The sequence below is a fragment of the Streptomyces sp. NPDC021012 genome, assembly GCF_044333355.1.
Taxonomy (GTDB): Bacteria; Actinomycetota; Actinomycetes; order Streptomycetales; family Streptomycetaceae; genus Streptomyces.
Map to the genome: position 1 here is coordinate 315,421 of NZ_JBIRQU010000006.1, position 25,010 is coordinate 340,430.

The following is a 25,010-nucleotide window of genomic DNA, read 5'->3' on the forward strand; positions in this document are numbered from 1 at the left end:
CCGTGTCGCCCAGAACAGACGGCATCCCCGGCGGTCCGCCACACGGGCAGCCCGACGGGATGCGCCGAGTATATTGGCCGGCAGCCAGTCAACGCAGGAGTCCAGCATGTCCCCGCGTAGCCCATCGGTCAATGAAGAGCTTCGGCGCCGGTCCCGGGAGCGGATCCTGCAGGCCACCGCGGACCTGGTCGACACCCACGGCTACGAGGCGACCACGCTCGGCGACATAGCGGAACGGGCGGGTACGGCGCGGGGGCTGATCTCGTACTACTTCCCCGGCAAGCGGCAGCTGCTCCAGGCGGCGGTGCACCGGCTGATGCACCTGACCCTGGAGGAGGCGCTGGAGCGGGAGCCGCGCACGGAGGACGGCCACGAGCGGATGGCCCGCGCGATCGACGCGGTCCTGGGGCTCGCGGTGCGGCGGCCCACCCTGATGCGGACGCACATGGCGGGCATCCTGCAGGCCGACGGGTTCGTGCAGTGCGAGGAGCAGCAGCGGCTGGCCTTCCTGCTGCGGGACACGGTCGTCCGGTACGGCTCCACCGACGTGGACACGGACTATCCGCTGCTGCGCGCCCTGCTGATGGGCGCGGTGGTGGCGGTGCTGCTGCCGGGGGCCCCGCTGCCGCTGGAGCGCCTGCGGTCGGAGCTGTTCCACCGGTACGGGCTCGACTGGGAGGCGGGCGTGCCGCCGGACGGGGGTCCGCCCGGTGGCACGCCGGCGCTCGGCAAGCGGTGATCAGCCCTCGAAGGCGATGCGGTCCTTGAGGGTGATCAGTCCTCGAAGTCGAAGTAGTCCGGCTGGGTCTGGACGTTGAGCTCGTCCATCCGGATCTTCTTCGCCGGGTCCGTACGGCGGTCGGAGAGCTTCAGGACGTCGAAGCCCTTCGCGATGTCGTTCGAGTAGATGTAGCCGTTGTAGTAGTACGCGGACCACGAGCCGCCGACCGAGAGCGTGGTCGCGGAGAGCGGGCCGCGCTCGAAGTAGGCGATCTCCTTCGGGGCGTCGGAGTCGGTGAAGTCCCAGACGGAGACACCGCCCTGGTACCAGGCCTGGACCATGAGGTCCTTGCCCTTGACCGGGATCAGCGAGCCGTTGTGGGCGACGCAGTTCTCGGTGTCGGCCTGGTGGCGCGGGATCTTGAAGTAGCTGCGGAAGACGAGCTTGCGCTTGTCGCCCTTGCCGACGATGTCGTAGATGCCGTCGGCGCCCCGGTTCGGGCCGACCGCGGCGTTGCAGGTGGCGCCGCCGCCACCGCCGAGCTCGTCGGTGAAGACGACCTTGTTCGCCTTCTGGTTGAAGGTCGCGGAGTGCCAGAACGCGAAGTTGACGTTGTCCTCGACCTGGTCGATCACGCGCGGGTGCTCGGGGTCCTCGATGTCGAAGAGGATGCCGTCACCCATGCAGGCGCCGGCCGCGAGGTCCTTCTCGGGCAGCACGGTGATGTCGTGGCAGCCGGTGGTCTTGGAGACGCCGGGGTTGGTGGGCGCGCCCGGGTTGCCGCCGCCGTCCGGGCCCTCGCCCGGGAAGAGGACGGGGAAGTTGACGACCCGCGCCTGCTCGGGCGCCTTGCGGGGCACCTTGATGACCGAGATGCCGTCGTGCGGGGGCTGGCAGTCGGGGAAGGCGACGTTGGGCGAGTAGGAGGCGACGTAGATGTACACGTTCTTGCCCTTGGGCAGGATCGTGTGCGTGTGGGAACCGCAGTTGGTCTCGACGGCGGCGACGTACCTCGGGTTGGCGATGTCGCTGATGTCGAAGATCTTCATGCCCTCCCAGGATTCCTTCACCGAGGCGGGCTGCGTCGTGCTGGCGCACGAGTTGTCGCTCCGGGAGGAGTCGGTGGAGAGGAAGAGGAGGTTCCCGGAGACGGAGACGTCGTTCTGGGAGCCCGGGCAGAGGACCTGGGCGACGGTCTTCGGGGCCTTCGGGTCGCTGATGTCGTAGATGCGGAAGCCGTCGTAGTTGCCGGCGAAGGCGTACTTGCCCTGGAAGGCGAGGTCCGTGTTGAGGCTCTTGAGGGCGTCCTTGGGGACGTTCGCGAGGTGCTCGATGTTCTGGCTGTGGACGATCTCGTCCACGCCGGGTATCTCGCCGCTCTGGATCGCGGAGCGCGCCTCGGCGGCCTGCCGCGAGGAGACCGTCTCCCGCGCGGGGGCGGCGTCTCCGGGGTCGGGGGTGGCGGCCGCGGGGACTGCCGCGAGCAGTGCGGCCAGCAGCCCTGCGGCGGCGGATGCCGCGCCCAGGCGTCTGAACCGGGCACGCGGGTCACGCGTGTCGGACGTGGTACGCGGGGTACGCAACGAAGTCACTCCGTCCTCCCTGGTATCCGTTCGGCTGTGAACGGGTGTTGGACCCCGGCAGTATCGAACGTGCCATGCGCATCTCAACAGATGGCAACACAGACGTAATGAAGGTTTTTGATCGGTCATCCCGAGAAAGGTGCTAGGAACGGTCACTGTCCCGCAAGAACACCTGGAGGTCGTGTTGTTGATCCGCCGTCAGCGTGCCGTCGCCGCCGTCCTGGCCGCCGTCGCCGTCCTCGCCCTGGGCGCCTGCGAGTCGGACGCCGGCAAGGACGCGCCGCAGGCCGGGGCGTCGAGCGGCCCCTCGGTGGTGGCTCCGGGGAAGCCCGGCGAGCCGGCCCGGCGGATATCCCCCGAGGAGGCGGCCCGGCTGCTCCCCGACGAGAGTCCGAACGGCGCGGACTTCCGGTACGTGCAGATGATGATCGCCCACCACGAGCAGGCGTTGACGATGACGGAGCTGGTCCCGGGACGGGCCTCCTCCCCGCAGGTGAAGCGGGTGGCGGAGCGGATCACGGCAGCGCAGCGGCCGGAGATCGACGCGATGGAAGGTTGGCTGGAAAACAACGGCGGTCCGCGCGCACAGGGCGCCCACGACCATCACTCGATGCCGGGGATGGCGACCGAGGAGCAGTTGAAGGAGTTGCGGGGCGCGAAGGGCAAGGCCTTCGACACGCTCTTCCTGAAGCTCATGATCGCGCACCACGAGGGGGCCGTGACGATGGCCGCCGAGGTGCTGAGCCAGGGCAACAACGGACTCGTGGAGGAGATGGCGAACGACGTGATCGCCCAGCAGACCTCGGAGATCGACCGGATGCGCTCGCTGTAGGGGCGGGCGCGTCCGGCCGGACGTCCGCCGTCAGTCCGCGTCTCCCCCGCGCCCGGCCTGGGCGCCGGCGGCGGCGAGGACGGAGTCGAGGAGGCCGGGGAAGAGGGCGTCGAGGTCGTCCCTGCGCAGGAGGTTGTACTTGGCCGTGCCCCGGTACACCTGCCGGATGACGCCGCTCTCGCGGAGCACCCGGAAGTGGTGCGTGGTCGTGGACTTGGTCACCGGGAGGTCGAAGTACGAGCAGCTGAGTTCGGTGTCCTCGCGCGCCATCTCCCGCACGATCCGCAGGCGTACGGCGTCGGAGAGGGCGTGCAGCACCTCTTCGAGGCGGATCTGATCGCGCGTGGGGTGCTCCAGGACGCGCGGGCTGGTGGTGGTCGTCATGGCGGCGGCTCCACTTCCTCCGGGATGCCGACCATTGTACGAGAACCCTCGTAGTTTGACATTCGCCGTACTACGACGAGTATCGTACGAGCACCTTCGAGGCATCCCGAAACGGAGTCCGTCATGAGCGTCGCCCTGTTCGAGCCCTACACCCTGCGGTCGCTGACCGTGCCCAACCGGGTCTGGATGGCACCCATGTGCCAGTACTCGGCGGAGACGAGCGGACCGAACGCGGGCGTCCCCCACGACTGGCACTTCGCCCATTACGCGGCCCGCGCCACCGGCGGCGCCGGACTGATCCTCGTCGAGGCGACCGCCGTCTCCCCCGAGGGCCGCATCAGCCCGGCGGACCTCGGCCTCTGGAACGACACCCAGGTCGAGGCGATGCGGCGGATCACCGGCTTCCTCAAGGAGCACGGCACCGTGCCCGGCATCCAGATCGGCCATGCCGGACGCAAGGCCTCCACCAAGCGCCCCTGGCACGGGCGCGGCCCGGCCGACGCCTCCGAGGGCTGGCAGCCCTTCGCCCCCAGCCCGGTCGCGTTCGCCGAGGGCCACCCCGTCCCGACCGAGCTGACCGTGGAGCAGATCCAGGAGGTCACCGGCCAGTTCGCGGCCGCGGCCCGGCGCGCCCTGGAGGCCGGTTTCGAGGTCCTGGAGGTGCACGGCGCGCACGGCTACCTCATCGGCGAGTTCCTCTCCCCGCACAGCAACCACCGCACGGACGCGTACGGCGGCTCCTTCGAGAACCGCACCCGCCTCGCCCTGGAGGTCGTCGACGCCGTGCGGGCCGTCTGGCCCGAGGAACTGCCCCTCTTCTTCCGGATCTCCGCCACCGACTGGCTGGAGGAGCGGGGCTGGACGGTCGACGAGACCGTGCGGCTCGCCGCCCTCCTGCGCGAGCACGGCGTCGACCTCCTCGACGTCTCCAGCGGCGGCAACGGCGGACCGGCCGAGATCCCGGTCGGCCCCGGCTACCAGGTGCCCTTCGCGGCCCGCGTCAGGGCGGAGGCCGGACTGCCCGTCGCCGCCGTCGGCATGATCACCGAGAGCCGGCAGGCCGAGAAGATCCTCGCCAACGGCGAGGCCGACGCGATCCTCCTCGGCCGCGAGCTGCTCCGCGACGCCTCCTGGCCGCGCCGCGCCGCCCGCGAACTGGGCGCGACGGTCTCCGCGCCCTCGCAGTACGCCTGGGCGATCTGACCCCGGGCCGGGGCAGGGCCGGGGTGCCGCCAAGGCCGTGGGCGGTGCCGGCGCCGTGGCCGGTGCCGTGGGAGTGGCCGGCGCCGTGGGAGTGGCCGGGGGCAGTGCCGTGGCCGTGGCCGGCGCCGTGGGAGTGACCGGGGGCAGTGCCGTGGGAGTGGCCGGCGCCGTGGGAGTGGCCGGGGGCAGTGCCGTGGCCGTGGCCGGCGCCGGGGTGTCCTCGGGGGCCGTTGTCAGTGGCCGGGTACAGACTGGCCCGTATCAGTGACAACGGCGTCCTGGAGGTGGCAGCCATGCCCGACGTACTCCTCACCGTGGGCACCCGCAAGGGTCTCTTCATCGGCCGACGACACGACGGGCGGTGGGAGTTCGACGATCCCGCCTTCCCCGCGCAGGCGGTGTACTCCGTCGCCATCGACACCCGGCGGCCGAGCCCGCGGCTGCTCGTCGGCGGGGACAGCGCCCACTGGGGCCCCTCCGTCTTCCACTCCGACGACCTCGGCAGGAGCTGGACCGAACCGGCCCGGCCGGCGGTGAGGTTCCCCGAGGACACCGGGGCCTCCCTGGAGCGCGTCTGGCAGCTGCACCCGGCACCGGAGCACTCCCCCGACGTCGTGTACGCGGGGACCGAGCCGGCCGCGCTCTTCCGGTCGGCGGACGGCGGCGAGTCCTTCGCGCTCGTCCGCCCGCTCTGGGAGCACCCCACGCGCTCCCGGTGGGTGCCCGGCGGAGGCGGCGAGGCCGTGCACACCGTCGTCACCGACCCGCGCGACCCGGACGCCCTGACGGTCGCGGTGTCGACCGCCGGGGTGTTCCGCTCGCGGGACGGCGGGGTCGCGTGGGCCCCCTCCAACCAGGGGGTGTCCGCAGTCTTCCTGCCCGACCCGAACCCCGAGTTCGGGCAGTGCGTCCACAAGATCGCCCAGGACGCGGGCGACAAGGACCGGCTCTACCTCCAGAACCACTGGGGCGTCTTCCGCAGCGACGACGCGGGCGCGAGCTGGTCCGACATCGGCGCGGGGCTCCCCTCCGACTTCGGCTTCGCGGTCGCCGCGCACCCGCACCGCCCCGGCACCGCCTACGTCTTCCCGATCACCGCCGACTCCGACCGCGTCCCGGCGGACCGCCGCTGCCGCGTCTACCGCACGACGGACGCGGGCGGGACCTGGGAGCCCCTGAGCCGGGGACTGCCCGGGGGCGACCACTACGGCACGGTGCTGCGGGACGCCCTGTGCACGGACGACGCCGACCCGGCGGGCGTCTACTTCGGCAACCGCAACGGCGAGGTGTACGCGAGCGCCGACGACGGGGACACCTGGCAACTGCTCGCGGAGCACCTGCCCGACGTGCTGTGCGTGCGGGCGGCGGTGATCTGAGCGCCCGGGGCCTGTCCGACCGTTCCCGTCGGGCGGGCCCTAGGGCAGGCGCCAGTCCACCGGCTGGGCGCCCATGCCGACGAGCATCTCGTTCGCCCGGCTGAACGGGCGGGAGCCGAAGAAGCCGCGGTCCGCCGACATCGGGGACGGGTGCGCGGACTCGATCACCGGCAGGTTCCCGAGGAGCGGGCGGGCCCTGCGCGCGTCGGCGCCCCAGAGGATCGACACCAGGGGCTTGCCCCGGGCGGCCAGCGCGCGGATGGCCTGCTCGGTCACCTCTTCCCAGCCCTTGCCCCGGTGGGCGCCCGCCTTGCGCGGGGCCGTGGTCAGCGCCCTGTTGAGCAGCAGGACGCCCTGCCGGGTCCACGGCGTCAGATCGCCGTTCGACGGCCGGGGCAGACCGAGGTCGGTGTGCAGCTCCCGGAAGATGTTCTCCAGGCTGGGCGGCAGCGAACGGACCTCGGGCGCGACCGAGAAGCTGAGCCCCATCGGCATCCCCGGCGTGTGATAGGGGTCCTGACCCACGATCAGGACCCGCACCTCGTCGAAGGGCTGCTGGAAGGCCCGCAGCACGTTCGGCCCGGAGGGCAGGTACGTCCGGCCCGCCGCGATCTCCGCCCGCAGGAAGTCACCCATCGCGGCGACACGCCCCGCGACGGGACTCAGGGCCTCCGCCCAGCCGGGCTCCACCAGTTCGTTCAAGGGTCGCGCTGTCACGGTCCGTCACTCTACCGGCCTACAGTGACAACGGGGTCCGGCCCGGACCTCCGCCCGCTCCTCCCCCCTCATCGAGGATGGTGCACCGTGGTTTCCGTGAACGAACCCTCCGAAGGCCTGGTCGTCGGTGTCGACTCCGGTGGCTCGGGGCTCCGGATCGCCCTGGCCGAGGCCGTGGGCGGGACGGTGCTCGACGGCCGTGCGTCACGTGAACCGGTGCGGACGGGGCCCGGTGGGATCTCGGCCGGGCACCTGCTGGAGCAGGTCCTGCCCGCCGTCGCCGAGCTGCGGGAGCGGGCCGGGGGACGGCCGGTGGTCGCCGTGGCCGTGGGGGCCGCGGGGATGGCGACGCTCGGGGGCGAGCTGCGGACCGAACTGCCGGGGGCCTTCGCGGAGGCGTGGGGGGTGCGCCGACTCGCTCTCGCGGCCGACGCGGTCACCGCGTACGCGGGGGCGCTCGGGCAGCGGCCGGGGGTCGTCGTGGCGGGCGGGACGGGGATGATCGCGCTCGGCACGGATCTGACGCGCTGGCGGCGGGCCGACGGATGGGGGCATCTGCTCGGTGACTGCGGCAGCGGCGCGTGGATCGGGCGTGCGGGTCTGGAGGCGGCGATGCGCGCGCACGACGGGCGGCGCGGGGGTTCGGCGGCGCTCCTGGAGCGGGCCGAGAAGCTCTTCGGGCCGGCGGCCGGGCTGCCGGGCGTGCTCTACCCGCGGACGGACCGGCCCGCGGTGCTCGCCTCCTTCGCCCCCGAGGTGGGGCGGTGCGCCGCGGCGGATCCCGTGGCGGCCGGCATCCTCGCGCGGGCCGGGGCGCACATCGCCGAGGCCGCCGAGGCCGCGTGCCCGGCGGAGCCCGGTGCCCCGGTGGCGCTCACCGGCGGGCTCTTCAGGATGGGCGAGCCCCTGCTCGTACCGCTGCGCGCCGCGCTCGGGGAGCTCGTCCCCGGGGCCCGGACGGTGGAGCCGGCGGGGGATCCGCTCGCCGGGGCGGTCGCGCTGGCCTCCGCGCTCGCCACCGGCACCCTGCGTCTGCCGGAAGACCCGGCGCTGCTCCGTCTGTTCGACTCCAAGGCCGCGTAGGCGGGGGCGTCCCCGCAGGTGGGAAGCGGTGCGCCGGGGCGGAAGCGGTCCCGGAACGGGCGGAGAAGGAAGGGAAACGGAAGGCAAACGGAACGGAAGTCGGGGCGGAGAGCGGACATAGAGGGGCAGAAGGCGCGTGACCGCACCTCAGCCGACGGCGCCGCAGGCGAAACCAGTAGCATACGGCGCCATGAGCTCCCCCACTGGGCCTGCTTCCGGCCTGCCTGTACGAATGCCTCGACCCCGCCAGTCCGGGCGGCACCGTCGCCCCGAACCCGCGGCGGCGCCCGAGGGCGCTCCCGCACTGGTTCTCGCCGTGCCCGGCGAGCCTTCCGCCGCCATACGCTCGCTGGCCGAAGAGCTCGTGAGCATCGCCCGTTCCGAGCTGCCCGGCCTGGAGGCCGCGATCGGCTTCCTGGAGGGCGACGACACCGAGTACCCCTCCCTCCCGGCCGTCCTCACGGCCGCCGAGACGCTGCGCACCGAGCGGTACGAGCTGGCCCTCGCCGCCGGCCGCGAGGCCACCGCCCCGACGGGTCCGGCCGCGGTCGTCGTCCCGCTGCTCGCGGGGCCGGACAGCGCCCAGATGCGCCAGGTGCGCCAGGGCCTCATGGACGCCGGCAACACCGCCGAGCTGACCGATGTCCTCGGCCCGCACCCGCTGCTCGCCGAGGCGCTGCACGTGCGTCTCTCCGAGGCCGGTCTGGCCCGCGCCGACCGGGCGCGGCTGTTCACGGTCGCGACGGCCGCCGACGGCATCATCCTGGCCACGGTCGGTGGCGAGGAGGCCGTGCAGGCCGCCGGGATCACCGGCATGCTGCTCGCCGCGCGCCTCGCCGTCCCGGTGATGGCCGCCGCGCTCGACCAGGAGGGTTCCATCGCCTCCGTGGCCGAGCAGCTGCGCGCCGCCGGTGCGGAGCAGCTGGCCCTCGCCCCGTACCTGATCGGCCCCGAGCTGGCCGAGGGTCTCCTCGACGAGGCGTCGAAGGAGGCCGGGTGCGCCGCCGCCGAACCGCTGGGCGCCTACCCGGCCATCGGCAAGCTGGTGCTCTCGCAGTACACGGCCGCGCTGGGTCTTCCGCAGCAGCCGCAGGCCGCGCCCTCGCTCTGAGGCCGCGCCCTCCTGTCGTACGGAAGGGCCCGTTCCGGAATCGTCCGGTGCGGGCCCTTCGTCGTGTCCGGGGGACGGCCCCGGCGGTTCAGCCGAAGACCACGCAGGAGGCGGCCGGGGCTTCGACCGAGCCCGCGCGCGCGGGGACGCCCGTGGCCGGGTCGAGGGTGAACCAGGTGACGTCGCCGGAGCGCTCGTTCGCCGCGTACAGGCGCCGTCCGGAGGGGTCGAGGGTCAGGTCGCGGGGCCAGGTGCCGCCGCAGGGCACGGTGGCGACGAGGCGGGCCCCGGCGCCGTCCGCGTCGAGGGCGAGGACGGCGAGGGTGTCGTCGCCGCGCACGGCGGCCCAGAGGAAGCGGCCGTCGGGGGCGACGACCACCTCGGAGGGGTAGCTGGGGCCGGTGGTGCCCTCGGGGACGACGGGGGTCTCGGCGAGCGGTTCGAGCACGCCCTTCGCGGGGTCCCAGCGGCAGACGGTGAGGGTGGGCTCCAGCTCGTTCAGGACGTACGCGTGCGTGCCGGCCGGGTGGAAGGCGAGGTGGCGCGGTCCGGTGCCGGGGCGCAGCGCGGTCTCGCCGTGGAGGGTGAGGTGTCCGGTCGCGGGGTCGAGGGCGCAGATCCGTACGGAGTCGGTGCCGAGGTCCACGCTGACGACCCAGTTCCCGCTGGGGTCGGGGAGCACCTGGTGGGCGTGCGGGCCGCTCTGGCGGTCGGCGACGGGGCCGCCGCCCTCGTGCCGCAGGACCGTGGTGGCGGGGCGGGCGGTGCCGTCCCCGGCGAGGGGGAGGGCGGTGACGCTGCCGGAGGTGTAGTTGGCGGTGAGGAGGTGTCCGGCGGCGAGCGCGAGGTGGGTGGGGCCCGCGCCGCCGACGGGGACGGGGGCACCGAGGGGCCGGGGTGCGGGCCCGGTGACGTCGAAGGCGGCCACGGCGCCCGTGTCGGTCTCGGAGACGGCGTGGAGGACGGGGCCGGCGAGGGCGAGGAAGGAGGGGTCGGCGACGGCGTCGCTGCCGCCGGTGACGGTGAGCGCGCCGGTCTCCTCGTCCACCTCGGCGGTGAGGACGCCGCGTCCGCCCGCCGAGGTGAAGGAGCCGATGTACGCCCGCGTTCCGCTCCGGCCCTGTTCCGTCCCCGTGCCGCCCACGGCGCCTCCCCTGTCCCCGGGCCGGTCGCGGTCGACCGGCCGTCTTCTCGTGGCGCCGACGGTAGCAGGGGGTCTAGACCAAACGGCGGTGCCCGGCGCGTCCGAGCGGACGAGCCGGGCACCTGGGGCTACGGAGTCCCGTCAGGAACGGACCGCCCATGCGCCGGGCGGAGTCCGCAGCGGAGCGTCCAGCTCCGTGAGCACGCGCGCCAGTCCCCTGGCGTGGGCGAGAGCCGGCGCACCCGCGTGAGGGACGTCGTTCTCGGGCCGGAGGTGTCCCTCCAGCTCCATCGCGCCCCCTTCGCCGGAAGTGAGGGCTTCCACGGCGGCCTCGACCCGCCAGCAGGCCGCGGCCAGGCGGGCGTCGTGGCTGGCGTCCGGGTCGGCGGCCACGGCGACCAGTCCGCGTACCTCTCCGGCCGCCTCGTCGAGGAGTCCGAGGACCCGGCGGGCTCGCTGCTTCCTGCCCCGGAAGGGGTTCAGCGGGTGCACCAGCGGGGCCAGCGCGAGCCGCACGCGCCCGAGGAGCGCCTCCAGCTCGGCGGCGTGCGGCGTCGGGTCGGCGGCGTCGTCGCCCGCGAGACGGCGAACGGACGCCGAGGTGGCGGACCGGACGCAGAGGAGCGCGCGCTGGATCCACGCGTCGTTCGTCGTGTGCGTCCGGACGGGAAGGACCAGCGTCACGGCGAGACCGGCGCACAGGGCCCCGACGCCGGTCTCGGCCACGCGCAGGAGCAGCAGGGCGCCGTCCAGGACCCCGAGGAGGCCGTAGAGCAGGCTGGCCATCACGGTGACCGCGAGGATCATCCAGCTGTACGACACGGGGGCGGCGTAGAAGATCCCGAAGACGCACGCGGCGACGAGCAGCGCGGTGACGACGGGCTCACCGCCCAGGGGGACGGCGACGAGGAATCCGGCGACGATGCCGGTGACGGTGCCGAGGACGCGGCGGAAGCCCCGTACGAGCGTCTCGCCGCGCGAGGAGGTGTTGACGAAGATCCACCAGACGGTGCCGACGGCCCAGTACCAGCGCGCCTCCGAGAGGAGCTGCCCGATGACGAGGGCGGCCCCCGAGGCGACGGCGACCTGGACGGCCTGGCGGGTGGTGGCCCGGGCGAGCCCCGTGCCGGGCAGGGCGGCGGGCACGGCCGGCGGCGGGACCCGGCGCTCGATGGGCCACAGCACGAAGCGCACGGTCGCGGCCGCGCCCAGGGCGACGAGGGTGGCCGCGTACAGCTCGGGGAGCTGGGCGGGGACGGCGTGCAGGAACTGGGTCACGAAGAACTGCATGAAGGCGAAGATGCCGAGCGCGTGGCCGCGCGGTCCCCAGCGGCGCGCGTACACACCGGCGAAGATCACCAGCAGCCAGGCCGCGTCGCGCAGGAGCGGCGCGCCGTGCAGGAGCGCCGCGAGGGCGAGCACGGGGAAGCCGACCGCAGGCAGCAGGACGGTGGTGACGGCCTGGCGGCGCACCGTGGGGTCGCCGACCGTGAAGAGGGCGAGGAGCGCGGCGAGGCCGGCGGTGATGGAGGCGACGAGGGACAGACCCAGCAGCTCGGCCAGGGCGACCGCGAGCCCGACGCCCAGGACCGCGCGGAGCGAGACCCTGAGCCGGACGAGCCCCGGATCCGGGGCCATGAAGTACTTCTGCACGGCGGCCAATCCCGCCCCCCTTGATCTGTTCCTCGACGCGCGCGGAGTTCCCCTGGGGTGGTGGGGGCTCGGACACGACGAAGGCACCGCGGGCCGGTCCGGCCTCGTCGCCGGACGGCGCTGCGCGGCGCCGAAGGTATGTGATGGCTACAAGGATAGCCAGAAGGGGGTACGGCGGCTCAACTCACCGACGAAAGGGTGGGCCATTGGTCCAGCGGAACAACGGGGCGAGTGACCAGACGGAGCCAATGGACCAGCCGTACGGCTCCGGAAACCTCGTTGCTCCCCGGAGCCCCCCGCCTGGATCATGCGGCCATGGGAAGACGAGCAGGCGTGGAGACCACCGGAGTGCCCGCGGCCGCGGGTGTGCGCATGGACTGGTGGGCCGTTCCCTCCGGCGTGCGAAGCAGGGTCGAGGCGTCCCTCGGATCCCCCGTGGACCATGCCGCCACCCAGGCAGGCGGCTTCTCGCCGGGCGTCGCCGCGCGCATGCGCCTCGCCGACGGCCGGCGGGTCTTCGTGAAGGCGGTGGGGCCCGAACCCAACCCCGACACCCCCGGCCTCCACCGGGCGGAGGCCCGGATCACCGCGGCCCTGCCGGCCACCGCCCCCGTGCCCTCGCTGCTCATGGCCCTGGACCTCGACGGCTGGGTCGTCCTGGTCCTCGAGGACGTGGACGGCAGGACTCCGGCCCAGCCCTGGCGGCCGGACGAGCTCCGGCGCGTCCTCGCGGCGACGGCGGAGCTGTCCGCCCTGCTCGACCCCGCGCCGGTCGAGGCGCCGACGGTCGTCGACCGCTTCGGCGGGAAGTTCCGGGGCTGGCGCCGGCTCGCCGCCGCTTCCGCGCGGGGGGCGGACGACCTGGCGTGGCTCGACCCGTGGGCGCGCCGCCATCTCGTACGCCTCGCCGAGCGGGAAGCCGGCTGGACCGCCGCCGCGGCCGGCAGCGCCCTGGTCCACGGCGATCTGCGCGCGGACAACGTCCTGCTGACCGGCGGCCGCGTCGTGGTCGTCGACTGGCCGTGGGCCTCGGTCGGCGCTCCGTGGTTCGACGTCGTCGCGATGGGCCCGAGCGTGATCATGCAGGGCGCCCCGGACGCCGTGGGCCTCCTCGACGGGCACCTCCGCGCCCGCGGTGCCGACGCCGAGGACGTGACCACCGTGCTCGTCGCCCTGGCCGGCTACTTCCTCCACCAGTCCGTCCAGCCCCCGCCGCCGGGACTGCCGACCCTGCGGGGCTTCCAGCGCGCCCAGGGCGAAGCCGCCCTGGACTGGGCGCGGGAGCGGACCCGCCTGCCCTAGCGGACCTGCGGACCTCCGGGCCTGCGGATCTCCGGACCTGGATAGAGTCGGAAACCGGACGAGCCGGGGCGAAGGAGGCCGACGGTCATGGCGGTGGACGAACTCGACACGCGGATCCTGCGGCTGCTCATCGAGCAGCCGAGGACGAGCGTGCGCGAGTACGCGCGGATCCTGGGGGTGGCGCGGGGCACCGTGCAGGCGAGGATCGACCGGATGGAGCGCGACGGGGTGATCACGGCGACCGGGCCGGTCCTCTCCCCCGCCGCCCTCGGGCACCCGGTGCTCGCCTTCGTGCACGTCGAGGTGACCCAGGGGCATCTGGACGAGGTCGGGGACGCCCTCGCGCGCGTGCCCGAGATCGTGGAGGCCTTCTCCATCACCGGCGGCGGCGATCTCCTGACCCGGGTCGTGGCCCGCGACGCCGGGCACCTGGAGGACGTCATCCAGCGGCTGATCCAGCTGCCCGGCGTGGTCCGTACCCGGACCGAGATCGCGCTGCGCGAGCGGGTCGCGCACCGGCTGCTGCCCCTGGTCGAGGCGGTCGGCCGCCGCTCGGGGACGCCCTGAGCCGCCCCTGGTGGGTTCGTCCAAGGGGGCTGGCAGATGCCATGAGGCATCCCTTGATCCCTTGCAGATGAGATCTCGTACGACCTAACGTGGCCGACATGCAGTCCTACACCATCGGTCAGGCGGCACGCCTGCTCGGCGTCAGTCCCGACACGGCACGCCGCTGGGCCGACGCGGGCCGGGTCGCGACCCACCGCGACGAGAACGGCCGGCGCCTCATCGACGGCCGCGATCTGGCCGCCTTCTCCATCGAGGTCGGGCAGAGCGCCCCCGGGGAGGAGGAGGGCTCGTACACCTCGGCCCGCAACGCGTTCCCCGGGATCGTGACCGCCGTCAAGCTCGGCGACGTCGCCGCCCAGGTCGAGATCCAGGCCGGGCCGCACCGGCTCGTCTCGCTGCTCACCCGCGAGGCCGTGGAGGAGCTGGGCCTGGAGGTCGGCATGCAGGCCACCGCCCGGGTGAAGTCGACCAGCGTGCACATCGACCGGGCCTGATCCACTCCGGGCCCACGGCCGCCGGAAGCGGACTTCCGGCGGCCGTGGGCCCGGAGTGGCCCGTGGGGGCTGTCCGTGTCCGGGGGGACGGACAGCCCCCGCCTCGCTTCCCCGAGCACTCCTCCTCAGCACACCCCTGGAACCCACGATGAAACGCCTTCAGGGCCGGGCCGCCGGACGCGGGCCGCGCACCCCGCTCCTCCTCGCCGTGCCCGCGCTGCTCGCCGTCGCGTTCCTGCTGCTGCCGCTCGTCGGGGTCCTGGTCCGCACCGAGTGGGGCTCCTTCGGCGCGCATCTGACGAGCCCCGGGACCGTCGAGGCCCTCAGGCTGTCCCTGCTCGTCTCCTTCTGGGCGCTCGGCCTGTCGCTGCTGCTCGGCGTGCCGCTCGCCTGGCTGCTCGCCCGCGTGCCGTTCAGGGGCAAGGCGATCGTCCGCTCGCTGGTCCTGCTGCCCATGGTGCTGCCGCCGACGGTCGGCGGCGTGGCCCTGCTGCTGGCGTTCGGGCGGCGCGGCGTCGTCGGCCCCTGGCTGGAGAGCGCCTTCGGACTGACCCTGCCCTTCCACACCTCCGGCGCGGTGGTCGCCGCGACGTTCGTGGCCATGCCGTTCCTGGTCATCAGCCTGGAGGGCGCGCTGGCCGGGCTGCGTCCCCGGTACGAGGAGACGGCCGCGTCCCTGGGCGCCTCGCCGGTGCGGGTGTTCTTCACCGTCACGCTGCCGATGGTCGCCCCCGGGCTGCTCGCCGGAGCCGCGCTCACCTGGGCTCGGGCGCTCGGCGAGTTCGGCGCCACCATCACCTTCGCCGGGAACCTGCCCGGCGCCACCCAGACCCTTCCGCTCCAGGTCTATCTGCTGCTCCAGGACGAGCCGGAGGCGGCGACCTCCGTGTCGCTGCTGCTGCTCGCCATCGCGATGGCGGTCCTGGTCGCCCTGCGCGGCCGCTGGACGGGCACCCCCTCCCCGGGCCGGACCCGGGCGGTGTCCGGGGCGCCGGCCGAGGACCCCGCCGCGGCCACCGCCCCCGAAGACCTCCCCGCGGCGGAGGACCCCGACACCGGGCGCTGGGCGCTGCGCGCCGAGGTCACCGGCTTCAACGACCTGACCCTCGACGCCGGACCGGGCACCACCATCGCCGTCGTCGGCCCCAACGGCGCCGGCAAGACCACCCTGCTCCGGGCCCTCCTCGGCCTCACGCCCCGCGCCCACGCCTCGCTGCGGCTCGGCGACACCGACGTCACCGAGCTGCCCCCGCACCGGCGCCGGGTGGCGTGGGTCCCGCAGGACGGCGCCCTCTTCCCCCATCTGTCGGCGCTCGCCAACACCGCGTACGGCCTCCGGGCGCGCGGGGTGCCGCGCGCCGAGGCCCGGCGGGAGGCGCGGGCCTGGCTCGACCGGCTCGCCGTCGGCCACCTCGCCCACCGCCGCCCGGCCGAGCTGTCCGGCGGCCAGGCCCAGCGCGTCGCCCTCGCCCGCGCACTCGCCGCCCGGCCCCGGCTGCTGCTGCTCGACGAGCCGCTCGCGGCCCTCGACCAGACCACCCGGGCCCATGTCCGGCACACCCTGCGCAGCCACCTCGCCGGCTTCGGCGGTGTCTGCCTCATCGTCACCCACGACCCCGTCGAGGCCGTCTCGCTCGCCGACCGGGTGCTCGTCCTCCAGGACGGGCGCACCCTCCAGGACGCCTCTCCGGCCGAGGTCTCGCGGCACCCCCGCTCCCCCTGGGTGGCCCGGATGCTCGGCCGGAACGCCTGGCCCGGCACCGCCTCCGCCGAAGGCCTCGCCCTGGACGGGGGCGGCACCCTGATCACCGCCGAGCAGCCGCCCGCCGGCACCCCGGCCCTGGCCATCATCGCGCCCGAGGCGGTGGCCGTGCACCGCGAGAGGCCCGGCGGCAGCCCCCGTAACGTCTGGCCCGGAACCGTACGGGAGATCACCGCGAGCGGCAGCCGGCTGCGGGTCCTCGTCACCTCGGACTCCGCGCCCTCGCTCGTCGCCGAGATCACCCCGCAGGCCGCCGCCGAACTGGGCCTCGCGGACGGGGTGCCGGTCTGGACGGGCGTCAAGGCGACCGAGGTGACCGTCGTACCGCTGTGAGGGCCCGCCGGCTCCCCTGAGGTCCGGAGATCCGGTCAACAGCCCGGCGCGGGACGGAAATCGGCGGGCGGCGCGGCCGGTCGCTGTGGCAGGGTACGACCGCCCTGTCCCCGCGTGATCCGGAGTGTCCCGTGTCCCTGCCCGAGCGGCTCGTCCCCCTCCTCGACCAGTTCGACTTCGCCCGGAAGCGGCTCGCCGACCGGATGGCGGGGCCGGTGATGGACAGCGGCAACGGCACGGACGTCGAGGTCGGTCCGATGACCGACGCGGAGTACCTCTGGGAGCCGGGGCCCGGCTGCTGGTCCGTACGGCGCCACGCCGACGGCCCGGGGCCGGGCGCGACGCTCCTCGTGGGCGCCGGCGACTGGGGCCGGGACACGACGCCTCCGCCGCACCCCGTGCCGCCGCCGTTCACGACGATCGCCTGGCGGCTGAGCCACCTCTCCGAGATGCTCGCGCTGCGCGCCGACCACACGAACGGAAGCCGCAGCCTGACCCGCGACGACTACCGGGTCGCCGGGGACGCCGCCACCGCCCTGGCCGCCTTCGACACCGCCGCCGACGCCTGGCGCGAGGCTCTGCTGTCCGTCGACGACAAGGCGCTCGACACGGTCGGCCACTGCACCTACCCGCACGGCAGCGACGCGGAGAACCCCTTCCTGGAGATCGTCTGGTGGGTGAACCAGGAGCTCCTGCACCACGGGGCGGAGATCGCCCTGCTCCGCGACCTCCACCGGCTCCGCGCATAGCGCGGTTCAGCGGATGGTGCGGGCGAGGAGCATCGCCACGTCGTCCTGGGCGGAGCCCGCGAGGAGCCGTCCGATGACCTCGTCGCACAGCGTGTCCAGGGGCCGGTCGAGCGGCCGCAGGGCCTCGGCCAGCTGCCGCATGCCCTGGTCGAGGTCCCGGTCGCGGGCCTCGATGAGGCCGTCCGTGTAGAGGACGAGGAGTCCGCCCCCGGGCAGGACGACCTCCTCCGTGCCGAAGTCGTGGGCTCCGGTGCCGAGCGGCGTCCCGGGCGGCCCGTCGAGGAAGGTGATGGCGCCGTCCGGGGTGGCGACGGCCGGCGGCGGATGACCGGCGCGGGCGATGACCCAGCCGCCGGTGGCCGGGTCGTGGACCGCGTAGACGCAGGTCGCCATCTCGTCCTCGCCGAGGTCGGCCACGACGGCGTCCAGGGAGCGGAGCATGTGGGCCGGTGCGATGTCGTGGCGGGCCAGGGTCCTCACGGCGGTGCGGAGTTGGCCCATGACGGCCGCCGCGTGGATGCCGTGCCCCATGACGTCGCCGATGACGAGTCCCGTCCGGCCGCCGGGCAGGGCGATGACGTCGAACCAGTCGCCGCCGACGTCGTGGGAGCTCGCGGGGAGGTAGCGGCCGGTGAGTTCGAGGCCGGTGACGTCGGGGAGTTCGTTGTTGGTGAGGCTGCGCTGCAGGGTGAGGGCGGCCTCCCGCTGGGTGGTGTAGAGCCGGGCGTTGTCGATGTTGAGGGCGGCGCGGGCGACGACCTCGTCGATGAGGACGCAGTCCTGCGCGTCGAAGGGCTCGCGGGTCTTCAGCCGGGTCACCGTGACCGCCCCGAGCACCTGGCCCCGGGCCACCAGGGGGACGAGCCGCGCCGAGCCGATGCGGGCGGCGAGATACGTCTGGAGCGCCTCGGTGCGCGGATCGGTGAAGAGCTCCGGGATGTCGGTCGTGCAGAGGTTCGTGGGCAGTCCGCGGACGACGGCCCGCTCGTACACGGAGTCGAGGGGGATCTGGAAGGTCTGCCCCGGGGCGAGGAAGGCCGTGGGCGCGGTCGGGTCGGGGAAGCGGGCGGCGAGCCGCCGCAGCAGGCCCCGGGTGGAGGCGATCGGGTCGTCGGGTTCGAGGACGGACTCCAGCATCTGCACGTCGGCCGAGTCGGCGAGCTGGGGCACGAGGAAGCGCACGGCCTCCTCCGCCGTCTGCTTCAGGTCCAGGGTGGTGCCGATCCGGGCGCCGGCCTCGGCGAGCAGGGCGAAGCGGTGCCGGGCCCGCTCGACCTCGATGTGCGCCTCCTGGCTCTCGGTGATGTCGACGAGGGAGGCGATGAGGCCGAGCGGCCGGGGTTCGGTGCGGTCGACGAGCGGGGCGTACGAGCAGGACCAGATGTGGTCCCGGTCGGGGTCTGCGGGGGTGCGGCCGACCCGGCGGGCGTCCACCACGGCCGTACCGCTCTCCAGGACCTGGCGCATGAGGGATTCGAGCGAGGCGGCGTTGACGCCGGGCACGACCTCGGTGAGCCGGCGGCCCACGTGCCGGGCGGCCGAGACGCCGTTCATCCGCGCCAGGGCGTCGTTGACGCGCAGGAAGCGCAGATCGGGGCCGAGCAGGGCGAGCCCTATGGGCGACTGGGCGAAGAGGCTGTCCATCGCCGCCAGGTTCTCCCGCATCCGCAGGACCTCGGAGGTCTCCACCGCGATGAGCATCGCCCCCGGGCGCCCCTGCGGGTCGGCCGCCGGGACGATCCACATCTCCATGGCGACGGTGTGGCCGTCGCGGTGGCGGACGGGCAGCGTGCCCATGATGGTCTCGCCCGCCTGGACGCGGTCGGTGAGCCCGTCGGCGAGCTCGCGGTTCGCGTCGGGGACCAGGAGCGGGGTCGCGAGCCTGCCGAGGACGTGCTCGGGGCGGTGGCCGAGGAGGTCCTGCGCGGCGAGCGACCACTCGACGATGCGGCCCTCGGCGTCCTCCCGCCAGAGCGCGATCGGAAGCAGCTCGCGGAGCACGCCCGCGTCCCCGACGGCCGCCCGGGGCGGCTGCGGAACCCTGCTCGACGACTGGTGCGTCTCCAAAGCATCGACCTACGCATCGGCCCGGCCCCACGGGGGGCAATCCCTACCGAATCACCCTAGCCGAGGAGGGGACGGCGGGCGCTGCGCAGTACGGCCGATCGGTACGGCACGGGGGGGCGCCGGCGGGGGTGCGGGTTCCGTGGTTCTACGGATGTGCGGGGCGGCCCGGGGGTGCGAGAGTCGGTCCGACCCCTGTGGGCCCGCCGCGCCCCGGGGAGCAGGGTGTGACCCGAGTACAGGGGTGTGTGTGAGCAGAGTGATCGACGACCGCTTCGAGCTCGTGGAGCGGCTGGGCGGCGGCGGGATGGGCACGGTGTGGCGCGCCCGCGACCTGGCGCTCCACCGTGACGTGGCGGTCAAGGAGGTGCGCCCGCCGGACCCCGCGACGGCCGAGCACGACGTCGAGGGCGCCAGGACCCTCCGGGCGCGCGTGCTGCGCGAGGCCCGCGCCCTGGCCAGGATCGACCACCCCAACGTGGTGACGATCCATCACATCGTGGACGCGGGCGAGGGGACCTACCCGTGGCTCGTGATGGAGCTGGTCACCGGCGGCTCCCTCCAGGACCGGCTGGACCGGGGCACGCTGAGCCCGCCCGAGGCCGCCGCGCTCGGGCGCGGGCTGCTGTCCGCCCTGCGCGCCGCCCACGACCGGGACATCGAGCACCGCGACGTGAAACCCGCCAACGTCCTGCTGCGGCCGGACGGGCGACCGGTGCTCACCGACTTCGGCATCGCGGCCATCCGCGAGTCCACCGTCCTGACGGCCTCGGGTTCGATCATCGGCTCGCCGGACTACATGGCGCCCGAGCGGATCCGGGGCGGCCCGGGCACGAGCGGCCCGGCCGCCGACCTCTGGTCGCTGGCCATGCTCCTTTACGTGGCGGTGGAGGGCCACCACCCGCTGCGCCGCGAGAACACCCTGGCCACCCTCGCCGCCGTCCTCTCCGACGACGTGCCCGCTCCCCTGCGGGCCGGTGCGCTGACCGACGTACTGGTACGTCTGCTCGTACGGGATCCGGCCGCCCGGCCCGACGCGGACGAGCTCGACCGCGCGCTCGCGGCGGCGGCCCCGGAGAGCGTTCCGGAGGCCGCTCCGGAGCCCGAGGGGGCGGCCGCTCCGGCCGCCGGGGAGGACGGGACGACCTCGTTCCGGCTGGCGCCGCCGGCCACCGCCCCGGGGGAGGCCGCGCCGGTGGAGGCCGCCCCGGGGGAGACCGCGCCGGAGCCCGTCGCCGGGCGGCGGCGGTGGGGGCGGCGCGTCGGCCGGTTCCTGGGGTCGACGACCGTGGTCGTGCTCGCCCTCGGGGTTCCCGTGGCCGCGATGAACGGGGAGTGGCGGCCGGCCGACCCGGGGAGCGGGCGGAGCACCGCTCCTCCCGCGCGGGGGCCCGCGAAGGGGACGGCGGCTCCGGAGAAGCCGAACCTGCTGACCGCCGAGGGGATCCGGACCGCCGTGGCCGCCGTCAAGGCGGCCTCGGGCGGGGCGAAGGTCACCGGTTTCGTCGTGTACGCGGACTACGCGGTGGCCGAGTCGCTGGTCAAGGGCAGCACGCAGCGGTACGACCGGTACGTGTACCGGGGCGGGGACGTGGCCGTCCGGGAGGGGCCCGGCGGCACCGCCTTCCCGGGCACCGTCCCGGCCGACCTGGACGCCTTCGCGTGGGACGCGCTCCCGGCGCTCATGAAGCGCGCCGACAGGGAGCTGGGCGTCGACGAGCCGACGAGCCGCTACCTCGTCCTCACCCCGGGTTCGACCTTCCTCGGGAGCAAGGCGCGGGCGGGGCTGAGCGTCTATCTGTCCGACACCTACGGCGTGGCCTATCTGACGGCCGACGCGAAGGGCCGGGTGACCGCCGCCTATCCCCGCAGGGACTGACCTCCCACCACCTCGTCCCTGACCACCAGCGAGGCCAGCGCGGCCCGGGTCTCCACCCCCGTCTTGCGGTAGACCCGGGCGACATGGCTCTCGACCGTGCGGGGGCTCAGACAGAGCCGGTCGGCCACGGCCCGGTTGGTGAGCCCCTCCGCCACGAGGGCCGATATCTCCCGCTCGCGCGGGGTGAGGACGGCGAGGGGCGCGCGGTCGACGCGCCCCTGGTCCGCGAAGGTGTCCACGTCCGTCCCCCTGTCCCGCCGTCTCCCCCGTCCTCAGTTGTACGGCACGCCGCCGACAGCGGTCAGCCGGTGGCGAGGTCCTTGAAGGCGCGGGTCTGTTCCGTGACGGCCCGCTCGGTGGGGAGGCGTTCGATCGACGAGGCCCCGAAGAAGCCGACGACGCCGGTGGTGTGCTCCAGAACGTACCGGGCGTCCTCGGGTTCGGCGATGGGTCCGCCGTGGCAGAGCACGAGGACGTCGGGGTTCACCCGCTTGGCGGCGTCGTGCATCTCCTGGACGGCGGCGGCGGCCTGGTCGAGCGTCAGGGCCGTGCCCGCGCCGACGGCCCCCTTGGTGGTGAGGCCGACGTGCGGCACCAGGACGTCGGCGCCGGCCGCGGCCATGTCGGCGGCCTGCCGCGGGTCGAAGACGTACGGGGCGGTGAGCAGGTCGCGCTCGTGGGCGGCGCGGACCATGTCGACCTCCAGGCCGTATCCCATGCCTGTCTCCTCCAGGTTGACCCGGAAGGTGCCGTCGTACAGGCCGACCGTGGGGAAGTTCTGCACGCCGGCGAAGCCCATGGCCTTGAGCTCGTCGAGGAAGAGGTCCATGCGGCGGAAGGGGTCGGTGCCGCAGACGCCGGCGAGGACGGGGGTGTGGCGGACCACGGGCAGCACCTCGCGGGCCATGTCCTGGACGATGGCGTTGGCGTCCCCGTACGGCAGGAGGCCGGCGAGCGAGCCGCGTCCGGCCATCCGGTAGCGGCCGGAGTTGTAGATGATCAGGAGGTCGGCACCGCCGGCCTCGGCGCACTTGGCGGACAGGCCGGTTCCCGCGCCCGCACCGACGATCGGGCGGCCCGCGGCGACCTGGGCGCGGAGCCGGTCGAGCACGTCCTGACGGCTGGTGGTGGTCGTCCGGGTGGTCACAGGGGTCACTCCTCGGTGGATCGGCGGGCGGCGGCGCGGGCCTTCTCGGTGATCAGCTGGTGGAGGCGGTCGGCCATGGCGACCGCGAAGGAGGGGTCGTTGACGTGGGCGTCGAGTTCGTGGACCCGGACCTCGCCGCCCACGACGGCGGCGCGCAGCGCGTCGAGCCCGGCGCGGTCCGCCTCGGGGTCCTCGAAGGGGCCGCCGGCGGTGTCCACGGCGGAGACGCCGCGCAGGGGCCAGAAGACCTCGGCGGGGCCGCGCGCGGCGCGGAGCTTGCGGCCGATCCCGGTGCCGAGTTCGGCCATCTCGCGCGCGGTGGTGCGCATCAGGGTGACCGTGGCGTTGTGGATGAGCAGCCGGCGTTCGGCGAAGCGCTCGGGGACGGTCGCGGCGGGCCCGAAGTTGACCATGTCGAGCGCTCCGGGGGCGACGACCTGGGGGATGCCGACGGCTCCGGCGGCGGTGAGCCGGGACGGGCCGGCGCCGAGCACGCCGCCGACGAGTTCGTCGGCGAGTTCGGTGGTGGTCAGGTCGAGGACGCCGTCGAGCATGCCGTCCCTGGCGAGCTTCTCGACGGCCCGGCCGCCGGCGCCGGTGGCGTGGAAGACGAGGACCTCGTAGCCGAGTTCGGCGAGCCGGGCGCGGGCCGTGTCGACGGCCGGGGTGGTCACGCCGAACATGGTGGCCGCGACGACCGGCCGTCCCCGGCCGGCGGGCTCGTCGTGGTTGCGCTCGTGGCGGCGGGCCATGCCGGCGGCGGCCGCCGCCGCGTTGCCGAGGACCTGGCGGGACACGGAGTTGAGCCCGGAGATGTCGACGACGCTGTACATCATGGTGAGGTCGCTGCTGTCGACGTACGGGGAGACGTCCCCGCCGGCCATGGTGCTGACGAGCACCTTCGGGACGCCGATGGGCAGCGCCCGCATGGCCTGGGCGGCGATCGCGGAGCCGCCGCTGCCGGCCGCGGCGAGCACGGCGTGCAGCTTTCCCTTGCGGTAGAGGTCGACGACGATCCTGGCGAGGCCCTGCGCCATGGCGGTGACGGCCGCGCCGCGGTCGCCGGCGGCGCGGAGCCGCGCCAGGTCGTGGCCCCCGGCCCGCGCGACGACGTCGGCGGGGATGTCGGCCGCCGGTGCCTGGGCGGGCGGGGGCATGACCCCGGTGTCGACGAGGAGGACCTCGCTGCCGTACTCCCTGAGCCGCTCGCGCAGCCAGGCGTACTCCTCCCCCTTGGTGTCCAGTGTGCCGACCAGCACGACGGTCGCCATGCCCTCACCCTTCTCCCGGTCCCGTACCCGTGTCCGGTCCCTGTCCGGTCCCGCCGGGGTCGATCCTCCGTCGGGTGACCTGCGGCGACAACGACCAGTCGGGGCGGATTGGCCTGCGTCGCGGAGAGCGCCGGGCGGGAGTCGTACGGCGGGACGAGCGGCTGCCGTGCAGCAAGATGGGTGCCATGGCCAGGATTGCTTCGACCCGTCTGTCCCGACTCCTCACCGGCTGGTCGTCGGAGGGGGCGGGACCGCTGCCACGGCGGCTCGCGGACGCGCTGCGGGAGCTGGCCGAGCGCGGGGACGTGCCCGGCGGGAGCGCGCTGCCCTCGCAGCGCGAACTGGCCGTGGTGCTCGGGGTGAGCCGGTCGACCGTGACGGCCGCGTACGGGCTCCTGGAGGGCGAGGGGTGGCTGGAGAGCGTGCGGGGCAGCGGCTCCCGGCTGCGGGGGTCGAGCGCGCTCGACCGGTACGTCGCCGAGGGACGGCTCGTGAGCTTCAACGCCCGGTCGGGAGGCCCCGGCACCGCCGACCTGTCGAGCGGCGCGCTGCCCGGACTCGGCGCCGTCGGCGAGGCCGTCGGGGCGCTCACCCACGAGGACCTGGGCACCCTGCTCGGGGACGACGGCTACCACCCGTACGGGATCCCCGCGTTGCGCGAGGGCATCGCCGCGTACTACCGGGCGGCGGGGGTGGCGACGGAGGCGGAACAGATCCTGGTGACCTCGGGCTCGCAGCAGGCGGTGTGGCTGGTGGCGCAGGCGCTGGTCGACCCGGGCGACACGGTGGTCGTGGAGAACCCCACCTACCGGGGAGCCCTGGAGGCCCTGCGGGCGCGGGGCGCCCGACTGGTCCCGGTCGGCGGGGACGGGCCGGACGGCGGCGCGGGCGGGAGCGGTCCGGCGGAGCTGCGGCGGCTCTGCGCCCACGGGCGGCCCCGGCTCGTGTACCTCCAGCCGACCGTCCACAACCCGACCGGGCGTACGCTCGGCGGCGCGGCGCGCCGGGAGTGGCGGCGGGTCCTCGCGGAGCGGGAGCTGTTCACGGTCGAGGACACGGCCTGCGCCGAACTCTCCCTGGGCGGCGGGGCCTCCGGGGACGACGAGGCCCCGGTGCCGCTCGTGGCCGGTCTGCCGATGGCCTCGACGGTGACCGTCGGGACCCTCTCGAAGCTGTTCTGGGGCGGGCTGCGGGTGGGCTGGGTCCGCTCCTCGCCGCAGGTGGTGGCCCGGCTCGCGAAGATCAAGACCTCGGTGGACCTGGCCTGCTCGGTGGTGGACCAGCTCGTCGCCGTCCGCCTGCTCGACCGGCTGCCCGAGGCCCGCGCCCGGCGCAGGGCCGAACTGCGCGGGCAGCGGGACGCGGCCGAGGCCCTGGTGCGCGCGGCGGCCCCGCACTGGGAGTGGAGCCGGCCGGCGGGCGGCCCCGCGCTGTGGGTGCGGATCCCCGGCGCCGACACGGAGGCCCTGGCCCAGCTGGCGCGGCGCCACGGGGTGTCGGTCGTCCCGGGGGCGGCGTTCTCGCCGGTGGACGGCTTCCGTGACCGGCTCAGGCTGCCGTACGCGCACGGGACGGAGGCGCTGGCCGCCGCGCTCCCCACGCTCCTGGAGTGCGCGGAACGCGCGGCCGGTTGAC

Annotated in this window: 21 protein-coding genes and 1 pseudogene; 13 read left to right on the forward strand and 9 right to left on the reverse strand. The window is 74.6% G+C overall.

Annotated features, from left to right (window positions below; translation table 11 throughout):
• Window positions 1-106 precede the first annotated feature (106 nt).
• The gene (locus tag ACH4TP_RS21860; RefSeq protein WP_398438854.1) at window positions 107-739 is read left to right on the forward strand and encodes a TetR/AcrR family transcriptional regulator; all 633 of its coding nucleotides are present in this window, start codon (window positions 107-109) and stop codon (window positions 737-739) included.
• Window positions 740-774: 35 nt separating this feature from the next.
• On the opposite strand, the gene ACH4TP_RS21865 is transcribed toward ACH4TP_RS21860, so the two are convergent.
• Complete coding sequence (locus ACH4TP_RS21865) at window positions 775-2,313, reverse strand: LVIVD repeat-containing protein (protein ID WP_398182130.1); 1,539 nt, start codon at window positions 2,311-2,313, stop codon at window positions 775-777.
• 175 nt (window positions 2,314-2,488) lie between these two features.
• On the opposite strand from ACH4TP_RS21865, the gene ACH4TP_RS21870 reads away from it, so the two are divergent.
• Window positions 2,489-3,136 carry a DUF305 domain-containing protein gene (locus tag ACH4TP_RS21870; RefSeq protein WP_398182127.1) on the forward strand — a complete coding sequence of 216 codons (648 nt, stop codon included), beginning with the start codon at window positions 2,489-2,491 and terminating at the stop codon, window positions 3,134-3,136.
• Between the two features lie 30 nt (window positions 3,137-3,166).
• On the opposite strand, the gene ACH4TP_RS21875 is transcribed toward ACH4TP_RS21870, so the two are convergent.
• Window positions 3,167-3,520: an ArsR/SmtB family transcription factor gene (locus tag ACH4TP_RS21875; RefSeq protein WP_398438855.1), complete on the reverse strand. Its 354-nt coding sequence runs from the start codon at window positions 3,518-3,520 to the stop codon at window positions 3,167-3,169.
• A gap of 123 nt (window positions 3,521-3,643) precedes the next feature.
• Between ACH4TP_RS21875 and ACH4TP_RS21880 the strand changes: the two genes are divergently transcribed.
• Together ACH4TP_RS21880 and ACH4TP_RS21885 are read left to right on the forward strand one after the other, a co-directional pair.
• On the forward strand, window positions 3,644-4,723 hold the full coding sequence (locus tag ACH4TP_RS21880; RefSeq protein ID WP_398438856.1) for an NADH:flavin oxidoreductase/NADH oxidase: 1,080 nt from the start codon (window positions 3,644-3,646) through the stop codon (window positions 4,721-4,723).
• Window positions 4,724-5,016: 293 nt separating this feature from the next.
• Window positions 5,017-6,099, forward strand: a complete 1,083-nt coding sequence (locus tag ACH4TP_RS21885; protein ID WP_398438857.1) for a WD40/YVTN/BNR-like repeat-containing protein — start codon at window positions 5,017-5,019, stop codon at window positions 6,097-6,099.
• A gap of 39 nt (window positions 6,100-6,138) precedes the next feature.
• Here ACH4TP_RS21885 and ACH4TP_RS21890 read toward each other — a convergent pair whose 3' ends face one another.
• Complete coding sequence (locus tag ACH4TP_RS21890; RefSeq protein ID WP_398438858.1) at window positions 6,139-6,816, reverse strand: uracil-DNA glycosylase; 678 nt, start codon at window positions 6,814-6,816, stop codon at window positions 6,139-6,141.
• A gap of 87 nt (window positions 6,817-6,903) precedes the next feature.
• On the opposite strand from ACH4TP_RS21890, the gene ACH4TP_RS21895 reads away from it, so the two are divergent.
• Together ACH4TP_RS21895 and ACH4TP_RS21900 are read left to right on the forward strand one after the other, a co-directional pair.
• Window positions 6,904-7,899 carry an N-acetylglucosamine kinase gene (locus tag ACH4TP_RS21895; RefSeq protein ID WP_398438859.1) on the forward strand — a complete coding sequence of 332 codons (996 nt, stop codon included), beginning with the start codon at window positions 6,904-6,906 and terminating at the stop codon, window positions 7,897-7,899.
• A 190-nt stretch (window positions 7,900-8,089) separates the two neighbouring features.
• Window positions 8,090-9,010, forward strand: coding sequence for a sirohydrochlorin chelatase (locus ACH4TP_RS21900; RefSeq protein ID WP_389229164.1), 921 nt, complete (start codon window positions 8,090-8,092; stop codon window positions 9,008-9,010).
• 88 nt (window positions 9,011-9,098) lie between these two features.
• On the opposite strand, the gene ACH4TP_RS21905 is transcribed toward ACH4TP_RS21900, so the two are convergent.
• Both ACH4TP_RS21905 and ACH4TP_RS21910 read right to left on the reverse strand, forming a co-directional pair.
• Window positions 9,099-10,154, reverse strand: a complete 1,056-nt coding sequence (locus ACH4TP_RS21905) for a lactonase family protein (RefSeq protein ID WP_398438860.1) — start codon at window positions 10,152-10,154, stop codon at window positions 9,099-9,101.
• 141 nt (window positions 10,155-10,295) lie between these two features.
• Complete coding sequence (locus ACH4TP_RS21910; RefSeq protein ID WP_398438964.1) at window positions 10,296-11,792, reverse strand: FUSC family protein; 1,497 nt, start codon at window positions 11,790-11,792, stop codon at window positions 10,296-10,298.
• Between the two features lie 330 nt (window positions 11,793-12,122).
• Here ACH4TP_RS21910 and ACH4TP_RS21915 point away from each other — a divergent pair, with 330 nt between their 5' ends.
• The 5 genes from ACH4TP_RS21915 to ACH4TP_RS21935 all read left to right on the forward strand — a co-directional run bounded on the left by ACH4TP_RS21915 (window position 12,123) and on the right by ACH4TP_RS21935 (window position 17,014).
• Entirely contained in the window at window positions 12,123-13,109 is a 987-nt protein-coding gene (locus tag ACH4TP_RS21915) for a phosphotransferase family protein (RefSeq protein ID WP_398438861.1), read from the forward strand.
• An 87-nt stretch (window positions 13,110-13,196) separates the two neighbouring features.
• Window positions 13,197-13,676: an Lrp/AsnC family transcriptional regulator gene (locus ACH4TP_RS21920; protein WP_041127981.1), complete on the forward strand. Its 480-nt coding sequence runs from the start codon at window positions 13,197-13,199 to the stop codon at window positions 13,674-13,676.
• Window positions 13,677-13,774: 98 nt separating this feature from the next.
• A complete protein-coding gene (locus tag ACH4TP_RS21925) occupies window positions 13,775-14,170 on the forward strand; it encodes a molybdopterin-binding protein (protein ID WP_398438862.1) in 396 nt (131 codons plus the stop codon).
• Window positions 14,171-14,318: 148 nt separating this feature from the next.
• Window positions 14,319-16,265, forward strand: a complete 1,947-nt coding sequence (locus ACH4TP_RS21930; protein WP_389229175.1) for an ABC transporter permease — start codon at window positions 14,319-14,321, stop codon at window positions 16,263-16,265.
• A gap of 131 nt (window positions 16,266-16,396) precedes the next feature.
• Window positions 16,397-17,014 carry a DinB family protein gene (locus ACH4TP_RS21935; protein WP_389229178.1) on the forward strand — a complete coding sequence of 206 codons (618 nt, stop codon included), beginning with the start codon at window positions 16,397-16,399 and terminating at the stop codon, window positions 17,012-17,014.
• Window positions 17,015-17,020: 6 nt separating this feature from the next.
• Here ACH4TP_RS21935 and ACH4TP_RS21940 read toward each other — a convergent pair whose 3' ends face one another.
• Window positions 17,021-19,081 carry a SpoIIE family protein phosphatase gene (locus ACH4TP_RS21940; RefSeq protein WP_389229181.1) on the reverse strand — a complete coding sequence of 687 codons (2,061 nt, stop codon included), beginning with the start codon at window positions 19,079-19,081 and terminating at the stop codon, window positions 17,021-17,023.
• 247 nt (window positions 19,082-19,328) lie between these two features.
• On the opposite strand from ACH4TP_RS21940, the gene ACH4TP_RS21945 reads away from it, so the two are divergent.
• On the forward strand, window positions 19,329-20,957 hold the full coding sequence (locus ACH4TP_RS21945; protein ID WP_398438864.1) for a serine/threonine-protein kinase: 1,629 nt from the start codon (window positions 19,329-19,331) through the stop codon (window positions 20,955-20,957).
• On the opposite strand, the pseudogene ACH4TP_RS21950 reads toward ACH4TP_RS21945, so the two are convergent.
• The 3 genes and pseudogenes from ACH4TP_RS21950 to ACH4TP_RS21960 all read right to left on the reverse strand — a co-directional run.
• A pseudogene (locus tag ACH4TP_RS21950) lies at window positions 20,939-21,154 on the reverse strand (response regulator transcription factor); the annotation flags it as partial. The gene ACH4TP_RS21945 and the pseudogene ACH4TP_RS21950 sit on opposite strands and share 19 nt — an antisense overlap.
• A gap of 104 nt (window positions 21,155-21,258) precedes the next feature.
• Entirely contained in the window at window positions 21,259-22,104 is an 846-nt protein-coding gene (locus ACH4TP_RS21955) for a phosphoenolpyruvate hydrolase family protein (RefSeq protein ID WP_398182096.1), read from the reverse strand.
• A gap of 5 nt (window positions 22,105-22,109) precedes the next feature.
• A complete protein-coding gene (locus ACH4TP_RS21960; RefSeq protein ID WP_398182094.1) occupies window positions 22,110-23,375 on the reverse strand; it encodes a Tm-1-like ATP-binding domain-containing protein in 1,266 nt (421 codons plus the stop codon).
• Between the two features lie 185 nt (window positions 23,376-23,560).
• On the opposite strand from ACH4TP_RS21960, the gene ACH4TP_RS21965 reads away from it, so the two are divergent.
• Window positions 23,561-25,009, forward strand: a complete 1,449-nt coding sequence (locus tag ACH4TP_RS21965) for a PLP-dependent aminotransferase family protein (protein WP_389229196.1) — start codon at window positions 23,561-23,563, stop codon at window positions 25,007-25,009.
• Window position 25,010: the final 1 nt, after the last annotated feature.